Source organism: Streptococcus timonensis (assembly GCF_047463455.1).
Classification (GTDB): domain Bacteria; phylum Bacillota; class Bacilli; order Lactobacillales; family Streptococcaceae; genus Streptococcus; species Streptococcus timonensis_B.
The window spans coordinates 47,912-64,600 of sequence record NZ_JASHDV010000002.1 but is presented as its reverse complement, the minus strand read 5'-3'; the positions used below and the strand labels follow the sequence as shown (position 1 = coordinate 64,600).

The window sequence follows — 16,689 nt, the reverse complement described above, 5'->3', positions numbered from 1 at the left end:
ATTATATGATATAATGAACTTGGAAAGAAGCGAAACTTTTTTAAATCTAAAAGGAGGTAAGAAGTGGCTAAGAATTTAAAATTAAAACTCGCTCGAGTGGAGCTTGAACTGACACAAGGTGACTTGGCAGAAGCTGTGGGTGTGACTAGACAAACTATCGGTTTAATAGAAGCTGGGAAATACAATCCTAGTCTTTCCCTTTGCCAATCCATTTGTAGATGCTTAGGGAAAACTTTAGATCAATTATTTTGGGAGGAAGAAGATGAAAAATAGATTTTATTATTATCAATTATTGGATGAAAGAGAAGAACAACTGATGAATAAAGCTGGTGCAGAGAGTTTTCATATTTCTATCGGATTATTGTTTCTAGCTTATTTCATATCAGTGTTAGCACCAAGCTTTTTTAATCCTAGCATGCTTCTCGCTATTATTATCATAGGGAATTTTTACTTTATCAATCGTGCTCGCAATCTCGGTGTGACCTACTATAGTCGTTTTCATTTTACAATTTTAGGTTGCCTATTATTAACTCTAGTGATTACAGCTACCTTGATGCTACAGAACTACCAGTTCAATATCGAAATTTATCAGCACAACCCTCTACATATTAAGTATATTTATGCATGGGTCATTACATATCTCCTTTATCTTCCTTGGGTCTTTATTGGAAACTTAGGATTAAAAAGTTATGGTGAATGGGCTCAGAAAAAGTATGAAAAAGATATGGATAAGCTCGAGAGCATGGAATAGCTTGTTAGCTTTTTATCAATATCGATAAATTGTGTTATAATAGTACTAAATTATGAGAAAAGAAGAAACATTTTCATCTTTTTACAAATAGGGAAGAAGGACAGTATATGTACCCAGATGACAGTTTAACTTTGCACACAGATTTGTATCAGATTAACATGATGCAGGTTTACTTCGACCAAGGCATTCATAACAAGAAAGCAGTTTTTGAAGTTTTTTTCCGCCAACAACCTTTCAAAAACGGTTATGCTGTATTTGCAGGTTTGGAACGAATTGTGAACTACTTAGAAAACCTGCGCTTTTCTGAGAGCGATATTGCTTATTTGGAATCACTTGGTTATCATGGTGCCTTCTTGGAATATCTCCGTAATCTCAAGTTGGAATTGACTGTACGTTCTGCTCAAGAAGGAGACTTGGTATTTGCCAATGAACCGATTGTTCAAGTGGAAGGTCCTTTGGCTCAGTGTCAATTAGTTGAAACAGCCCTCTTGAATATCGTCAACTTTCAAACATTGATTGCGACTAAGGCGGCTCGTATTCGTTCAGTCATTGATGATGAACCTTTGATGGAATTCGGAACACGTCGTGCTCAAGAAATGGATGCAGCTATCTGGGGAACTCGTGCGGCTGTTATTGGTGGTGCCAATGGAACTAGTAATGTACGCGCAGGGAAGCTCTTTGGTATTCCGGTTTTAGGGACTCATGCCCATGCTTTAGTACAAGTTTATGGAAATGATTATCAGGCTTTCAAGGCTTATGCCTCAACGCACAAAAACTGTGTCTTTCTAGTAGATACATACGATACTCTTCGCATCGGTGTTCCAGCAGCGATTCAGGTTGCGCGTGAACTTGGTGACAAGATTAATTTCCTTGGTGTCCGCATTGACTCTGGAGATATGGCCTATATCTCTAAAAAAGTTCGTCAACAACTGGATGAAGCAGGATTTACGGATGCTAAGATCTATGCATCCAATGATCTTGATGAAAATACCATCCTTAACCTCAAGATGCAAAAAGCTAAGATTGACGTCTGGGGTGTAGGTACTAAACTCATCACTGCTTATGACCAACCAGCACTTGGAGCAGTTTACAAAGTTGTTGCTATTGAAGACGAGAATGGTCATATGCGCAATACCATTAAACTTTCAAATAACGCAGAGAAAGTTTCAACACCAGGTAAGAAACAAGTTTGGCGCATCACCAGTCGTGAAAAAGGCAAGTCAGAAGGTGACTATATTACCTATGATGGTGTCGATGTTGTTAGCATGACTGAAATCAAGATGTTCCATCCAACCTATACTTACATCAAGAAAACTGTCCGTAATTTTGATGCTGTTCCACTCTTGGTAGACATTTTCAAGGAAGGTAAGCTGGTTTATGACTTACCAAGTCTGCCTGAAATTCAAGCCTATGCTCGTAAGGAATTTGATAAGCTCTGGGATGAATACAAACGCGTACTGAACCCACAACATTACCCTGTGGACTTGGCTCGTGATGTATGGCAAGACAAGATGGACTTGATTGATAAGATGCGTAAGGAAGCTCTAGGCGAAGGAGAAGAAGAATGAGTTTGCAAGAAACCATTATCCAGCAACTAGGTGTAAAACCAGTGATTGACGCCAAGGAAGAAATCCGTCGTTCGATTGACTTTCTAAAAAGATATTTAAAGAAACATCCTTTCCTAAAAACTTTTGTATTGGGGATTTCTGGTGGTCAAGATTCGACTTTAGCTGGTCGCCTTGCCCAATTAGCTATGGAAGAAATGAGAGCTGAAACCGGAGATGATTCTTATAAATTTATCGCAGTTCGCCTGCCTTATGGGATTCAAGCCGACGAGGATGATGCTCAAAAAGCTCTAGCATTTATTCAACCAGATGTCAGTTTAGTAGTGAATATTAAAGAGTCAGTAGATGCTATGGCAGCGGCGGTAGAGGCTACTGGAAGTTCGATGACAGACTTTAACAAAGGAAATATCAAGGCTCGAAGTCGTATGGTTTCTCAATATGCCATAGCAGGTTCCTATAGTGGAGCCGTTATTGGTACTGACCATGCTGCCGAAAATGTCACAGGTTTCTTTACTAAGTTCGGTGACGGCGGAGCGGATATTCTTCCTCTCTATCGTCTCAACAAACGTCAAGGAAAACAACTATTGATTGAGCTTGGAGCTGATCCGGCACTCTATGAAAAAGTACCAATCGCAGATCTGGAAGAAGAAAAACCAGGCTTGGCAGATGAAGTTGCACTAGGTGTAACTTACGCAGAGATTGATGACTATCTTGAAGGTAAACAGATCAGTCCAGAAGCTCAAGCAATCATTGAAAAATGGTGGTATAAAGGTCAACACAAACGTCACCTACCAATCACAGTGTTTGATACGTTTTGGGAGTAAAAACCTCCGGGGGAGGTTTTTACCCCGAGTCTAGAAACAGGAGAACGAGGAAGGTCCGGGGGACCTTTTTCTCATATTGACATGAAATAGGAAAGTGAGGTTGTATTATGAAGTCTATTGGTACAAAGACACTACATACCGAACGGTTGATATTGAGACGCTTTTGTGAAGGTGATGCTCAAGCTATGTTTGAGAATTGGGCTTCTCGTCTAGATAATCTAACCTATGTTACTTGGGATCCACACCTGAATGTTGAACAGACTCGAAACTCTATTGGCAATTGGGTAGCATCCTATGACAATCCTAACTATTACAAATGGGCTATTTGTCTCAAAGAAAATCCAGACTATGTCATTGGAGATATTAGTCTGGTCAGTATGGATGAAGAAAAATCTAGCTGTGAGATTGGATATATCTTAGGGATGGACTATTGGGGACGAGGGATCATGACAGAAGCCTTGAAGGCTGTTTTATCATACTGTTTGGATGAGATTGGTTTTGACCAGGTAGATGCTTGCTATGCAAGTTTAAATCCTGCCTCTGGTTGTGTCATGGAAAATGCTGGAATGACTTTTTGGAAGACGATTCCAAATGCAGTTGAACGAAAAGGTTATATAGCTGATAAAATTTATTATCAAATCAAAAAATAAGATGGAAAAGTCTCACTTTTCCATCTTATTTTTTATAAAATACTATTTAACCAAAATAAAGCAAATCTTTGCTGGTACTTGTAAAGAGGTCAAAGCCATCTTTGGTCACAACTCCACAGTCTTCGATGCGGACACCGACTTTACCAGGAATATAGATACCAGGTTCAACTGAGAAGCACATACCCTCTTCGATGACCATGTCGTTTCCTTCCATGATTGAAGGGAATTCGTGGACATCCATACCGATACCGTGACCGAGACGGTGATTGAAGTACTCACTGTAGCCGGCTTTTTCGATAACCTCACGAGCCGCACGGTCAACCTCATGAGCTGTTACACCAGGTTTGATAAAGTCAAGGGCAGCTTGTTGAGCTTCTAGAGTCAAGTTGTAAATATCTATCTTGAACTGGTCAGGTTTACCAACAGCGACTGTACGAGTCATATCTGATGCATAACCATTCACCATCACACCGAGGTCAAAGAGGAGAAGGGCATTGTTTTCAACCTTGTTAGCTCCAGGAATACCATGTGGATTTGCAGCATTATCACCAGTTAAGACCATGGTATCAAAGCTCATTTCATAGCCTTCACGTTTCATAGCAAAGTCAATCTGCGCAATGATATCAGTTTCCGTATTATCAAGAGAGATATTATCAAAACCAACTTTAACAGACTTGTCGGCGTAAACACCTGCAACCATCATCTTTTGCACTTCGTCTGCTGATTTGATGAGGCGCATGCGTTGGATCAATGGAGTTAAGTTCTCAAACTCAGCACTTTCAAAGACAGTTTTCAAACCGTGATATTTAGTTAAGATGAGATTATCAAACTCAACTGCTACACGTTTGAAATCAAGCTCTGGCAAGGCATTTTGAATTTTCTTCCAAGGGTTTTCAGAGTCCACATAACCAACAACTGGGAAAGCGACAGTGCTTGTTGCACGCTCAACCTCAAGGGCTGGGACGAAGAGAAGTGGTTCCTGGTCTGCAAGGACAAAGAGGAACATTTGACGTTCGTGTGGATCACTGTAAAAACCAGTGAGGTAATTGATAGTGACGGGGTCAGATATGACAGCGACGTCTAGCTTTTCTGATTCAAGATTTGTTAAGATTTGTTGTAATTTAGACATATGCTACCTTCTTTCTACCCCTCTATTTTTGCAAAAAATAGTAGAAAAAGCAAGGGAGAAGAAGAAAAGAGCCTAAAAAAATTCCAACAGCTCATAGCATGTTGGAATCTAAATATTAATTGAAGTCAGCTTTGCTCTTAACATCGCCATATTCTTCAGCAACTTCTTGGCTAAGAATATCCTCATAAGCTGGAAGGACGATGTCCTGACCATATTTTTTCTTAAGGGCAGTAGTGACCAAGCGATAGGCTAGATTTGCATTTCGAGATAAGATAGGTCCGTGGAAATAAGAACCGAAAACATTTTTATAGTGAACACCTTCACCGATTTTTTCTTCATTATTTCCATTCCCGTAGACAACTTGCCCCAATGGTTTTTGGTCATCGGAAAGGAAGGTACGGCCTTGGTGGTTTTCAAAACCATAGTAGGTTTCATCGAATTCTTCATTATGAATTTTGATGTCACCAATAAAGCGATTATTGGTTTGGTTGAGTGTGTAGTGTCCCATAACACCCAATCCTTCGATACGTTTGCCAGAAGCTTCAATATAGTATTGGCCTAATAGTTGGAAGCCACCACAGATAGCAAGAACGACACCATCATTTTGGATAAAGTTGTCAATATTATCTTTTTTAGCAGGTAAATCACCAGCAATGATGCTCTGTTCAAAGTCTTGACCACCACCAAAAAAGGCAATATCATAGTAGTTCTCATCAAAATCATCATGGAGAGAAACGATGTCAACTGTCACATGGGCACCAAGCTTTTCAGCTACATACTTGAGCATGAGGATATTCCCATTATCTCCGTAGGTATTCATGAGATTGCCATAAAGATGGGCTATATTTAGCTGGTAAGGATAGTTGCCGTCTATTGATGAAAGTGAAGTATAAACCATTAGTTCATCTCCTTTCTAACAATCTGACGATTAGCTAGTAATTCTCGGAATTCAAGCATAGCTGTGTAGGTCGCAAGGATATAAGCATGTTTGCAGTCTTGATTTTCAATCGTTTTAAGAACTTGTTCCAAGCTGCTCGTTTCAGTGATTTTATCAGCTGGATAGCTAGTGACACGAAGACGACGAGCGATTTCAGAATGACGAACGCCCCCAGCGTTGATTTCTGGAATGTCCATATCAGTAATTTGTTCAAAGTCAGCATCCCAAATCCAACTGGTATCAATGCCATCTGCATAGAATGCATTAAGAAGAACTGATAAACTAAACGGATATGGAGCCAGTTTAATCATCTCAATCGCTTGAGTAGCTCCTACGGGGTTCTTGATAAGAACGAGTGTACATTCCTTATCCCCGATTTGGAAGGTTTCTTGACGTCCAAAGACAGCACGACTCTTATCAAATCCTTGTTTGATAAGTTGTGGCTCAGCTCCGAGGAAGCGAGCAATAGCAACAGCAGCAAGGGCATTGTAGATATTGTAGAGTCCACCAATTTGAATCCCGTATTCTTGGCTATCAATAATGAAGCGAGAGCGATTGTTGGTTAACTCAACCAGTTCTGTCACTCGATAGTCTAAATCAGGGCGTTTGCATCCGCAATTCTCGCAGATATAAGCTCCTAAGTTAGCATAAGTATTAAGTTCATATTTGAGAATGCTGTGGCAATTAGGACATAGGATACCCTCGGTATTGTAGTGTGCCAACTGAGCTGGCCCTTTTTCTAAGTCAAAGCCAAAATATTGAATAGGATTAGGAATGGCTGGCTTGTAGAAAAGTGGGCTATCTCCATTAAGGAGAACCGTAGCAGTAGGAACCTTTCGGATAGCATCCAAAATCATCTTGTAGGTAGTATAAATCTCACCGTAACGATCCATCTGGTCACGGAAGATGTTAGTAATCACAAAAAGACTAGGTTGGATGTAGTCACAGATACGCGAGAGGCTGGCTTCATCGATCTCTAGGACAGCTATGTTTTTACCTGTTTTAGAAGATTTGGCATTCAAAAAAGTAGTGGTGATTCCTGAAATCATGTTGGCACCACTTGGATTGGTTAATACTTGGCCATAGACTTCTTTTAAAATCCCGACAGTAAGTGCTGTTGTCAAAGTTTTACCATTTGTACCAGTTACCACGACAATCTCATAGTTTTTTGCTAGATGATGTAAAATATCTTTATCAAATTGAAGGGCAAGTTTTCCTGGGAGGGTACTTCCACGTCCAAGACGACTTAAAATAAAGTGAGAAGAACGTCCAACTAGGAGCCCAAAAGTAGTTTCAAGTTTCATGTTTCTATTATATCATAAAAGATGGAAAAGATAGAATTGAGATTTTAGATAAGAAAAAAACAGCCCTTTATCGGACTGCTTTCTATTATTAAATCGCAAATAAGTCATTCAAATTTTCAGCCAAGGTTGGGTGAGTGAAGATTTGTTTTGTGAAGTAAGTGTAAGGAATCTTGTTGTCCATAGCAACAGTAATAATATTGATGATTTCTTGTGATCCTTCTGAAAAGATAGTTGCACCGAGAATTTCTTTTGTTTCAGTGTTGACAACAGCTTTGAAGGCTCCACGAAGGTCACCATTTACATGAGCACGAGGCATAGCAGCAACAGGGATTTCCTTAACAGCATATGGAAGTTTCAAATCAGCGGCTTGGCTTTCGGTCAAACCAACTTGTGAAAGTGCAGGTGTGATGAACATAGTGTTTGGCACATTAAGGCGGTCTTCAAGTGTGTAACTGCCATCACCAGCAAGGTAGCTATACACAACACGGAAGTCATCAAGTGAAATGTAAGTGAATTGAAGTCCACCGTTGACATCTCCGACTGCAAAGACACCAGGAACATTTGTTTGACAGTGTTTGTCTACTTTAATAGCGCCGCGTTCAGTTAATTCAATGTCTGTATTTGAAAGTTGAAGTGGCTCTATATTTGGTTTGCGTCCTGTTGCGTAGAGAAGGGCATCGAAACGATAGGTTTCCGTTTCAGTCACAACAAGGACTTGGTCACCATCATTTTTGATTTCAGTAGTATGGATATTTTGAAGTAATTCAATACCATCTTCTTCCATGTATTGCTTAGCAAGAGCTGCGATAGAAGGTTCTGTACGAGGTAGGAAAGTATCTAGAGCATCTAAGACTGTTACCTTGCTTCCGAGTTTATTGTAGAGACCAGCAAACTCAAGACCAATATTTCCACCACCAAGGATTCCAAGTTTCTCTGGTAGTTGTTCCAAGTTTTGGATACCAGTTGAATCAAAGACATTCTTGCTAGTAGCTAGGCCTGGAATAGGCAAAACGTTTGAAACAGCACCAGTGTTGATGACGATAGTTTCAGCTGTTAGTTCTTGTTTTTCATTACCAGCTTGAATTTCGATTACCTTGTTTGAAACAAAGTGGGCTTCGGCATCAATGATATCAACTCCTGTACCAGCAATAGTCGCATAGTTTTTACCATTGAGGCGTGTAGTAACAGTGTTTTTTGTAGCCATGACTTGATCAAATGACAAGTCCTTTTCAGCAGCAACCAACAAGGTTTTAGTCGGGATACAACCGATATTGATACAAGTTCCACCGTACATAGCTTTGCTACGTTCGATAAGGGCAACCTTTTTACCCGCTGAAGCCAGTTTAGCAGCAAGAGTTTTACCTGCTTTACCAAATCCAATGACAATTAAATCGTATGTTAACATTTTTAAATCCTCCTGTTTGATTTTCATTCTAGCACAAGAAAAAAACTTTTGCACAAATCTGCTACGGGAAAAAAAGGACAAAATATTCTCGAGAATTCTTTTGGGAATTGAGCCCAAAAGATAGAAAAATCGTTTACATGATTTAATCAGAGGGTCTGACTATCTTTTAACCCCTTCTTGTGTTATACTAGATAAGTTGCAAAGAAAGCAGTACTTTTCTTTTGTGGAAAAGAAGCAACACGATCTTTCATATAAAGATATGAAAATACGTCATGAAAAGAAAAGTATAAACTAAGCGCTATAGGGTGGCTTCGCACCACCTTTAGAAAGAAGAAATACGTGAAATTTAATGAATTTAATCTTTCTGCTGATTTGTTAGCAGAAATTGAGAAAGCAGGATTTGTAGAAGCAAGTCCTATCCAAGAGCAAACCATTCCTTTAGCTCTTGAAGGAAAAGATGTTATCGGTCAAGCACAGACTGGTACAGGGAAAACAGCGGCCTTTGGCTTGCCAACCCTTGAAAAAATTCGTACAGAAGAAGCAACTATTCAAGCTTTGGTCATTGCACCAACCCGTGAACTAGCAGTGCAAAGTCAGGAAGAACTCTTCCGTTTTGGTCGAAGCAAGGGTGTAAAAGTCCGTTCTGTTTATGGTGGTTCAAGTATTGAAAAACAAATTAAGGCTCTTAAATCAGGAGCTCATATCGTAGTTGGAACGCCTGGTCGTCTCCTAGACTTGATCAAACGCAAGGCCTTGAAATTACAGGATATTGAAACTCTTATCCTTGACGAAGCAGATGAGATGCTTAATATGGGCTTCCTTGAGGATATTGAAGCCATTATCTCTCGTGTCCCAGAAAATCGTCAAACCTTACTCTTTTCAGCAACCATGCCAGAAGCTATCAAACGTATCGGGGTCCAGTTTATGAAAGAACCTGAGCATGTGAAGATTGCGGCTAAAGAGTTGACAACAGAATTGGTTGACCAGTACTATATCCGAGTTAAAGAACAAGAAAAATTTGATACCATGACTCGTCTCATGGACGTGGAACAACCAGAACTGGCGATCGTATTTGGTCGTACTAAACGTCGTGTAGATGAATTGACTCGTGGTCTGAAGATCCGTGGCTTCCGTGCAGAAGGGATTCATGGAGATTTGGACCAAAACAAACGTCTTCGTGTCCTTCGTGATTTTAAAAATGGAAATCTTGATGTCCTTGTTGCAACAGACGTTGCAGCTCGTGGTTTAGATATCTCAGGTGTGACTCATGTCTACAACTATGACATTCCTCAAGATCCTGAGAGCTATGTTCACCGTATCGGCCGTACAGGTCGTGCAGGTAAGTCAGGTCAGTCTATTACCTTCGTGGCTCCAAATGAAATGGGCTACCTTCAAATCATCGAGAACTTGACTAAGAAACGCATGAAAGGTCTCAAACCTGCAAGTGCAGAAGAAGCCTTCCAAGCTAAGAAGCAGGTTGCTCTTAAGAAAATCGAGCGTGACTTTGCTGATGAAGCCATTCGTAGCAACTTTGATAAATTTGCTAAAGATGCCCGTAAATTAGCAGCTGAATTTAGTCCTGAAGAATTGGCCATGTATATCTTGAGTCTGACTGTCCAAGATCCAGACAGTCTTCCAGAAGTTGAGATTGCGCGTGAAAAACCGTTACCATTTAAACCATCTGGTGGTGGCTTCGGAGGCAAAGCCAAGGGTGGTCGAGGAGGCCGTCGTGGTGACGACCGTAGAGACCGTGAACGCCGTGGCAATGGACGTCGTGATGAATATCGTAAAGGTGGACGTTCAAATGATCGATTTGATAAAGAGAAGCGTTACCGTAAGGATAATAAAAAACCACGCAATACTTCAAGCGAGAAGAAAACAGGCTTTGTTATTCGTAACAAGGGTGATAAATAATAAAAAGCGGTTCACTTTGTGAATCGCTTTTTATATATAAGGAGACCTAAATTAAAGTAGAAAAAGTTATACTTGAAGTTGTATTTATAAATTTGTTATCTTGTAATATTATATTATCAAAAAAATAAATGGATGTCAATTATAAATGTTAAAAAAACAGTAAAAAATTGCGAATATAAAAGAATTGTGATGCAATAAGCAATTTTCAGATAATTATTGAAATAAAGACTTTTCTATGTTATAATGGAAGCGATTATATGCGAGGTAAAAAATGGCACATTTATTAGAAAAAACAAGAAAAATCACATCAATTTTAAAGCGTTCGGAGGAGCAATTACAAGATGAGCTTCCTTATAATGCCATTACACGTCAATTAGCAGATATTATTGACTGTAACGCTTGTATTGTGAATAGCAAGGGTCGTTTGTTGGGCTACTTTATGCGCTACAAAACTAATAATGACCGAGTAGAGCATTTCTTCCAATCAAAGACTTTCCCAGAAGATTATGTGCAAGGTGCAAACATGATCTACGATACGGAGGCCAATCTTCCAGTAGAGCATGATTTGACAATTTTCCCAACTGAGAGTCGTTCTGATTTCCCAGATGGTTTGACAACGATTGCACCAATTCATGTCTCAGGGATTCGCTTAGGTTCATTGATTATATGGCGTAATGATAAAAAGTTTGAAGATGAGGATTTAATCCTTGTTGAAATTGCCAGCACAGTAGTAGGAATTCAACTCTTAAACTTCCAACGTGAAGAAGATGAGAAAAATATTCGTCGTCGTACGGCTGTAACTATGGCGGTCAATACACTTTCTTACTCTGAACTTAGAGCAGTATCGGCTATTCTAGCTGAATTAAATGGTAATGAAGGTCAATTAACAGCTTCAGTCATTGCTGACCGTATCGGTATCACTCGTTCTGTAATTGTTAATGCTCTTCGTAAACTCGAATCTGCAGGGATTATTGAGAGTCGTTCTCTTGGTATGAAAGGAACTTATCTCAAAGTTTTAATTCCAGATATTTTTGAAGAAGTGAAAAAGAGGGACTATTAATGACTAAGGCTTTAATTTCTATTGACTATACAGAAGATTTTGTAGCGGATCATGGGAAACTGACTGCGGGTGCTCCAGCTCAAGCAATATCTGATGATATATATGCGGTGACCCAGAAGGCTTTTGAGCGTGGTGATTATATCTTTTTCACCATCGATGCTCATGATGAAAATGATGTCTTTCATCCTGAAAGTAAGCTGTTCCCGCCACATAATATTATTGGGACAAGTGGACGCAATCTGTATGGCAAGTTAGCAGACTTTTATCAGGAGCATGCTGGAAATAGTCGTGTTTTCTGGATGGATAAACGTCATTACTCGGCTTTTTCTGGGACTGATTTGGATATTCGTCTCAGAGAGCGTAGAGTTGATACAGTCATTTTGACAGGAGTTCTTACAGATATCTGTGTCTTGCATACGGCGATTGATGCTTATAATCTTGGTTACCAGATAGAAGTTGTGAAACCAGCAGTAGCATCCATTTGGCCTGAAAATCATGCCTTTGCACTTGGACATTTCAAGAATACACTTGGTGCGAAATTGGTTGATGAAAATTTGCTTGAAATTACAGAATAATACATTTCAAGATGAAAAAATCTGAAAAAAGTCTTGACAATTTTTTTCAAAGTTGATATACTAGTAAAGTAATCGACGCGGGGATGGCGGAATTGGCAGACGCGCAGGACTAAGGATCCTGTGACCGCTTTAGGTCGTGAGGGTTCAAGTCCCTCTCTCCGCATAATAGTGAGCTAGCTTTGGCTAGCTTTTTATTTTTTTGAAAGATGTATAGTGAAAAACATACAAGCTAGTTTTTTGGTATGTTTTTTTATTTTAAAAAGTGCTATAATATAGATAGGAAAGATGGCAAAAAGTTCAGTATTGAAAAATTAGAGAGGTAGTAGTCTAGAAAAGTTTAATCTATCCTAGTATATAACGGTTATTATCGGGAAAGCTTTTATAGTTTAAGTCTTGTATTTCCTGATTTAAAATTAGTTTTTCAAATATGTAAAGGAGAATTGTTATGGCTAATGAACTACAACGAATCATAAGTGCCTTAATTCAATTTCTTTTTGTTATTATACTACCTTATATCTGGTGGTTTTTAATAGTGAGAGGTAAAGTATCTTTTGGGGAATGGATTGGTTTAAAAGCTATTAAAAGGGTTGAAGATTCTTATCTTATCGCATGGATAATTGGTGGCTTTCTCCTGTTTACAATTTTTTCTATGTTTATCTTTCCTCTAACACGTAGTATAGAAACGGCTACTTCGGCATTTTCCGATATGGGTCTTAAAGCTTTGCCAAGTATACTAATTTATAGTTTTTTTCAGACTTCTTTGCCTGAGGAACTTTTATTCAGAGGGTTTTTATTAAAACGATTAGTTAATCATATGCCATTTTTCTTTGCGAATACGATACAAGCTATTACTTTTGGTTTGCTTCATGGAATATTATTTGCCTCACTTGTATCTATAAGAATTACTCTTTTTATTACCTTGTTTACAGGAGTAATCGCTGCTTATCTTGGTTTTGTCAATGAGAAAAAAGCTGGAGGGTCTATTTTAACAAGTTGGATCATACATGCATTAGCTAACATTTTCTCTGGGATAGTTGCTGCATTTTCTCTGTTTTAATCTGGGTGATTTATAAATATAAAGTCAGTAGAAATACTGGCTTATTTTATTTCAGAAATTTTTCTTATTTCATAAACATTTCATATTTGAATATTATAATGGTTTTACAAATATGGAGGTGCTATATGAATCCCACTCAAAGAGCTTGGGCTTACGTCAGCAGAAAACGACTGAGAAGTCTCATATTATTCTTGATTCTATTTGTCTTATTGGCTGGAATATCGGCTTGTTTGACGCTTATGAAGTCCAACAAAACAGTAGAAAACAATCTCTATCGCTCACTGAATACATCTTTTTCGATTAAAAGAATCGAAGCAGATCAGACTTTTCAACTGTCTCAACTAGATGACCTTAAAAAGATAAAGGGTCTTGAGAAGATTTCACCTGAGCTAGAAACAATAGCCAAGTTAACTGACAAAGAAGTCGTTACTGGAGAACAAAGTATCCAAAGGGATGATTTGACAGAGGCTGAAAAAAATCTCATCAGTTTGATAGCTTTAGAAGATTCCTCTAAGGATGTCTCCTTTACTAGCTCTGCCTTTACCCTTAAAGAAGGAAGGCATATCCAAAAAGGAGATAGCAAAAAAATCTTAATCCATGAAGATTTAGCAAATAAAAACAATCTAAAAGTAGGAGATAAGATTAGCTTAAATCCTGGTCAAGTAGAAGGAAATAGTGGACAAAAGCTAGACTATGAAATCGTGGGTATTTTCACTGGTAAGAAGCAAGAGAAGTTTACCGGTCTATCATCAGATTTTAGTGAAAATACAGTCTATACAGACTACGAAAGTAGCCAAACTCTTCTTGGGAATAAGGAAGATCAAGTCACTGCAGCCCGTTTCTATCTTGAAAATCCCAAAGATATGGAAGGCATCATTCAAGAGGTTGAAAAGTTATCTCTTGAAAATCAAGGCTTTCAAGTGGAAAAGGAAAATAAGGCCTTTGAACAAATCAAGGATTCAGTTTCGACCTTCCAAACCTTCCTACAAATTTTCCTCTATGGCATTATGATTGCTGGTGTAGGAGCTCTGGTCTTGGTCTTGTCACTTTGGTTACGAGAGCGAGTCTACGAGGTTGGTATTTTATTGGCGCTAGGAAAAGGAAAAATAGCAATCTTTAGCCAATTCTGCCTGGAAGTTATCCTGGTTTCATTGGCAGCAATTTTACCAGCATTTCTTGCAGGAAATGCTATTACTTCCTATCTCTTGATAACTGTACTAGCAAGCGGTGACCAAGCTGCACTACAAGATACTCTGGCAAAAGCAACTAATCTTTCAACCAGTCTTCTTTCATTTGGAGAATCTTATGTCTTTCTCCTTGTGATTAGCTGCTTGTCAGTTGCACTTTGTTTTATCTTTTTATTTAGAAAATCACCTAAGGAAATTTTATCATCTATTAGTTAATGAAGGAGAAATCATGACTTTACTACAATTACAAGATCTTACTTATCGTTACAAAAACACTGCAGAAGCAGTATTATATAAAATCAATTACGATTTTGAACCAGGCAAGTTTTATAGTATTATCGGAGAATCAGGAGCTGGGAAGTCAACACTCTTATCTCTATTAGCAGGACTTGATAGCCCAGTCGAAGGTGCTATCCTATTCGAAGGCAAGGATATTCGTGAACAAGGATATTCTTATCACCGAATGCACCATATCTCGCTAGTTTTTCAAAACTATAACTTGATTGATTATCTTTCTCCATTGGAAAATATCCGCTTGGTTAATAAAAAAGCTAGCAAGGATACCCTTCTTGAACTTGGTTTAGATGAAAGTCAAATCAAGCGGAATGTTCTCCAATTATCAGGTGGGCAGCAACAACGTGTTGCCATTGCTCGTAGCCTTGTATCTGAAGCGCCAGTGATTTTAGCAGATGAACCAACCGGAAACCTAGATCCTAAGACAGCTGGGGATATCATCGAACTCCTCAAATCTCTTGCTGAGAAAACAGGCAAGTGTGTGATTGTTGTGACCCACAGTAAGGAAGTTGCTCAAGCGTCAGATATTACACTTGAATTGAAGGATAAGAAACTGACTGAAATAAGAACAAACAGTAACTAAAACTTTTAAACATATTAGAAACGGAAGTAAATCTAGAAAGGAATCTTATGTTACACAACGCATTTGCCTACGTCACAAGAAAATTTTTCAAGTCTATTGTGATCTTTCTTATCATTCTCTTGATGGCTAGTTTGAGTTTGGTCGGCTTGTCTATCAAGGGTGCGACAGCCAAGGCTTCTCAAGAAACCTTTAAAAATATCACCAATAGTTTCTCCATGCAAATCAATCGCAGGGTCAATCAAGGAACTCCACGTGGTGCGGGGAATATCAAGGGTGAAGATATTAAAAAAATTACTGAGAATAAGGCCATTGAATCCTACATCAAACGGATTAATGCTATCGGTGATTTGACAGGCTATGAACTGATTGAAACGCCTGAAACCAAGAAAAATCTAACTGCAGATCGAGCTCAACGTTTTGGAAGTAGCTTGATGATAACAGGAGTCAATGACTCTTCTAAAGAAGACAAGTTTGTGTCAGGCTCTTACAAACTGGTCGAAGGAGAACATTTAACAAACGATGACAAATACCAGATTCTCATGCATAAAGACCTGGCTGCTAAACACGGTTGGAAAGTAGGAAACAAGGTCAAACTCAACTCCAATATCTACGATGCAGATAATGAAAAAGGAGCCAAGGAAACAGTAGAAGTCACGATCAAAGGACTTTTTGATGGACATAATAAATCTGCTGTGACCTACTCACAAGAACTGTATGAGAATACAGCTATCACAGATATTCACACAGCTGCCCAGCTCTATGGTTATACAGAAGATACAGCTATTTATGGAGATGCGACCTTCTTTGTAGCTGGAGATAAGAACCTAGATAGTGTCATGCAAGAATTAGGGTCTATCAACGGTATCAACTGGAAGATGTATACCTTGATTAAGAGTTCATCTAACTATCCTGCTCTCGAACAATCTATCTCAGGCATGTACAAGATGGCTAATCTGCTTTTCTGGGGTAGCTTAGGCTTCTCAGTTCTCCTACTTGGTCTATTACTCACACTTTGGATTAACGCCCGTCGTAAAGAGGTTGGAATTCTCCTTTCAATTGGTCTTAAACAAGCAAGTATTCTAGGACAATTTATCACAGAAGCAGTTATGATTGCTATTCCAGCACTTATTTCAGCTTACTTCCTAGCCAACTATACTGCTCGTGCTATTGGAAATACAGTTCTTGCAAATGTCACATCAGATGTGGCTAAGCAAGCTAGTAAGGCAGCCCAAGCCTCTAATCTTGGTGGCGGTGCAGAAGTTGACGGCTTTAGCAAGACTCTTTCAAGTTTAGATATATCCATTCAACCTTCTGACTTTGCTATCATCTTTGTACTTGGCTTGGTTCTAGTAGTACTAGTTATGGCACTTGCTTCCAGCAATCTCCTCTTTAAACAACCAAAAGAACTTTTGATAGATAGTGAATAAAAAAACCTGCTACCTATTCTCACTCAA

16 protein-coding genes and 1 tRNA gene are annotated in these 16,689 nt (G+C 38.8%); 13 read left to right on the top strand and 4 right to left on the bottom strand.

All coding sequences use genetic code 11. From position 1 onward, the window contains the following. Positions 1–63 precede the first annotated feature (63 nt). From QM847_RS03535 to QM847_RS03515, 5 genes are all read left to right on the top strand, one after another. A complete protein-coding gene (locus QM847_RS03535) occupies positions 64–273 on the top strand; it encodes a helix-turn-helix transcriptional regulator (protein WP_006150074.1) in 210 nt (69 codons plus the stop codon). After that, complete coding sequence (locus QM847_RS03530) at positions 263–751, top strand: DUF6773 family protein (RefSeq protein WP_414353865.1); 489 nt, start codon at positions 263–265, stop codon at positions 749–751. The genes QM847_RS03535 and QM847_RS03530 overlap by 11 nt, the downstream gene beginning before the upstream one ends. 107 nt (positions 752–858) lie before the next feature. After that, complete coding sequence (locus QM847_RS03525; RefSeq protein ID WP_414353862.1) at positions 859–2,319, top strand: nicotinate phosphoribosyltransferase; 1,461 nt, start codon at positions 859–861, stop codon at positions 2,317–2,319. Continuing rightward, positions 2,316–3,140, top strand: coding sequence for an ammonia-dependent NAD(+) synthetase (nadE, locus tag QM847_RS03520; RefSeq protein WP_414353860.1), 825 nt, complete (start codon positions 2,316–2,318; stop codon positions 3,138–3,140). The genes QM847_RS03525 and nadE overlap by 4 nt, the downstream gene beginning before the upstream one ends. A 107-nt stretch (positions 3,141–3,247) precedes the next feature. After that, a complete protein-coding gene (locus QM847_RS03515) occupies positions 3,248–3,790 on the top strand; it encodes a GNAT family N-acetyltransferase (protein ID WP_414353857.1) in 543 nt (180 codons plus the stop codon). 46 nt (positions 3,791–3,836) lie between these two features. Here the strand turns inward: QM847_RS03515 and QM847_RS03510 are convergent, their stop codons facing one another. The 4 genes from QM847_RS03510 to QM847_RS03495 all read right to left on the bottom strand — a co-directional run bounded on the left by QM847_RS03510 (position 3,837) and on the right by QM847_RS03495 (position 8,565). Then, complete coding sequence (locus QM847_RS03510; RefSeq protein WP_414353855.1) at positions 3,837–4,919, bottom strand: M24 family metallopeptidase; 1,083 nt, start codon at positions 4,917–4,919, stop codon at positions 3,837–3,839. Positions 4,920–5,034: 115 nt separating this feature from the next. Beyond that, on the bottom strand, positions 5,035–5,817 hold the full coding sequence (gene gatD / locus QM847_RS03505; RefSeq protein ID WP_414353854.1) for a lipid II isoglutaminyl synthase subunit GatD: 783 nt from the start codon (positions 5,815–5,817) through the stop codon (positions 5,035–5,037). Beyond that, positions 5,817–7,160 (bottom strand): lipid II isoglutaminyl synthase subunit MurT, encoded by a 1,344-nt coding sequence (gene murT / locus QM847_RS03500; protein WP_414353852.1) that lies wholly within the window; start codon positions 7,158–7,160, stop codon positions 5,817–5,819. The genes gatD and murT overlap by 1 nt, the downstream gene beginning before the upstream one ends. A gap of 88 nt (positions 7,161–7,248) precedes the next feature. Beyond that, positions 7,249–8,565: an FAD-containing oxidoreductase gene (locus tag QM847_RS03495; RefSeq protein WP_414353850.1), complete on the bottom strand. Its 1,317-nt coding sequence runs from the start codon at positions 8,563–8,565 to the stop codon at positions 7,249–7,251. Positions 8,566–8,904: 339 nt separating this feature from the next. Here QM847_RS03495 and QM847_RS03490 point away from each other — a divergent pair, with 339 nt between their 5' ends. The 8 genes from QM847_RS03490 to vex3 all read left to right on the top strand — a co-directional run bounded on the left by QM847_RS03490 (position 8,905) and on the right by vex3 (position 16,662). Further along, positions 8,905–10,479 carry a DEAD/DEAH box helicase gene (locus tag QM847_RS03490; protein ID WP_414353848.1) on the top strand — a complete coding sequence of 525 codons (1,575 nt, stop codon included), beginning with the start codon at positions 8,905–8,907 and terminating at the stop codon, positions 10,477–10,479. A 271-nt stretch (positions 10,480–10,750) separates the two neighbouring features. Continuing rightward, the gene (gene codY / locus QM847_RS03485) at positions 10,751–11,539 is read left to right on the top strand and encodes a GTP-sensing pleiotropic transcriptional regulator CodY (protein ID WP_142557805.1); all 789 of its coding nucleotides are present in this window, start codon (positions 10,751–10,753) and stop codon (positions 11,537–11,539) included. Next, complete coding sequence (locus QM847_RS03480) at positions 11,539–12,114, top strand: cysteine hydrolase family protein (RefSeq protein ID WP_414353846.1); 576 nt, start codon at positions 11,539–11,541, stop codon at positions 12,112–12,114. Before codY ends, QM847_RS03480 begins: the two co-directional genes overlap by 1 nt. Positions 12,115–12,191: 77 nt before the next feature. After that, positions 12,192–12,277 (top strand) — tRNA-Leu (locus tag QM847_RS03475). A gap of 282 nt (positions 12,278–12,559) precedes the next feature. After that, positions 12,560–13,171: a CPBP family intramembrane glutamic endopeptidase gene (locus tag QM847_RS03470; protein WP_269797362.1), complete on the top strand. Its 612-nt coding sequence runs from the start codon at positions 12,560–12,562 to the stop codon at positions 13,169–13,171. Positions 13,172–13,296: 125 nt separating this feature from the next. Further along, entirely contained in the window at positions 13,297–14,574 is a 1,278-nt protein-coding gene (locus tag QM847_RS03465; protein WP_414353844.1) for an ABC transporter permease, read from the top strand. 13 nt (positions 14,575–14,587) lie between these two features. Continuing rightward, positions 14,588–15,235, top strand: coding sequence for an ABC transporter ATP-binding subunit Vex2 (gene vex2, locus QM847_RS03460; RefSeq protein ID WP_414353842.1), 648 nt, complete (start codon positions 14,588–14,590; stop codon positions 15,233–15,235). 47 nt (positions 15,236–15,282) lie between these two features. Then, positions 15,283–16,662 (top strand): ABC transporter permease subunit Vex3, encoded by a 1,380-nt coding sequence (gene vex3, locus QM847_RS03455; protein WP_414353840.1) that lies wholly within the window; start codon positions 15,283–15,285, stop codon positions 16,660–16,662. Positions 16,663–16,689 lie beyond the last annotated feature (27 nt).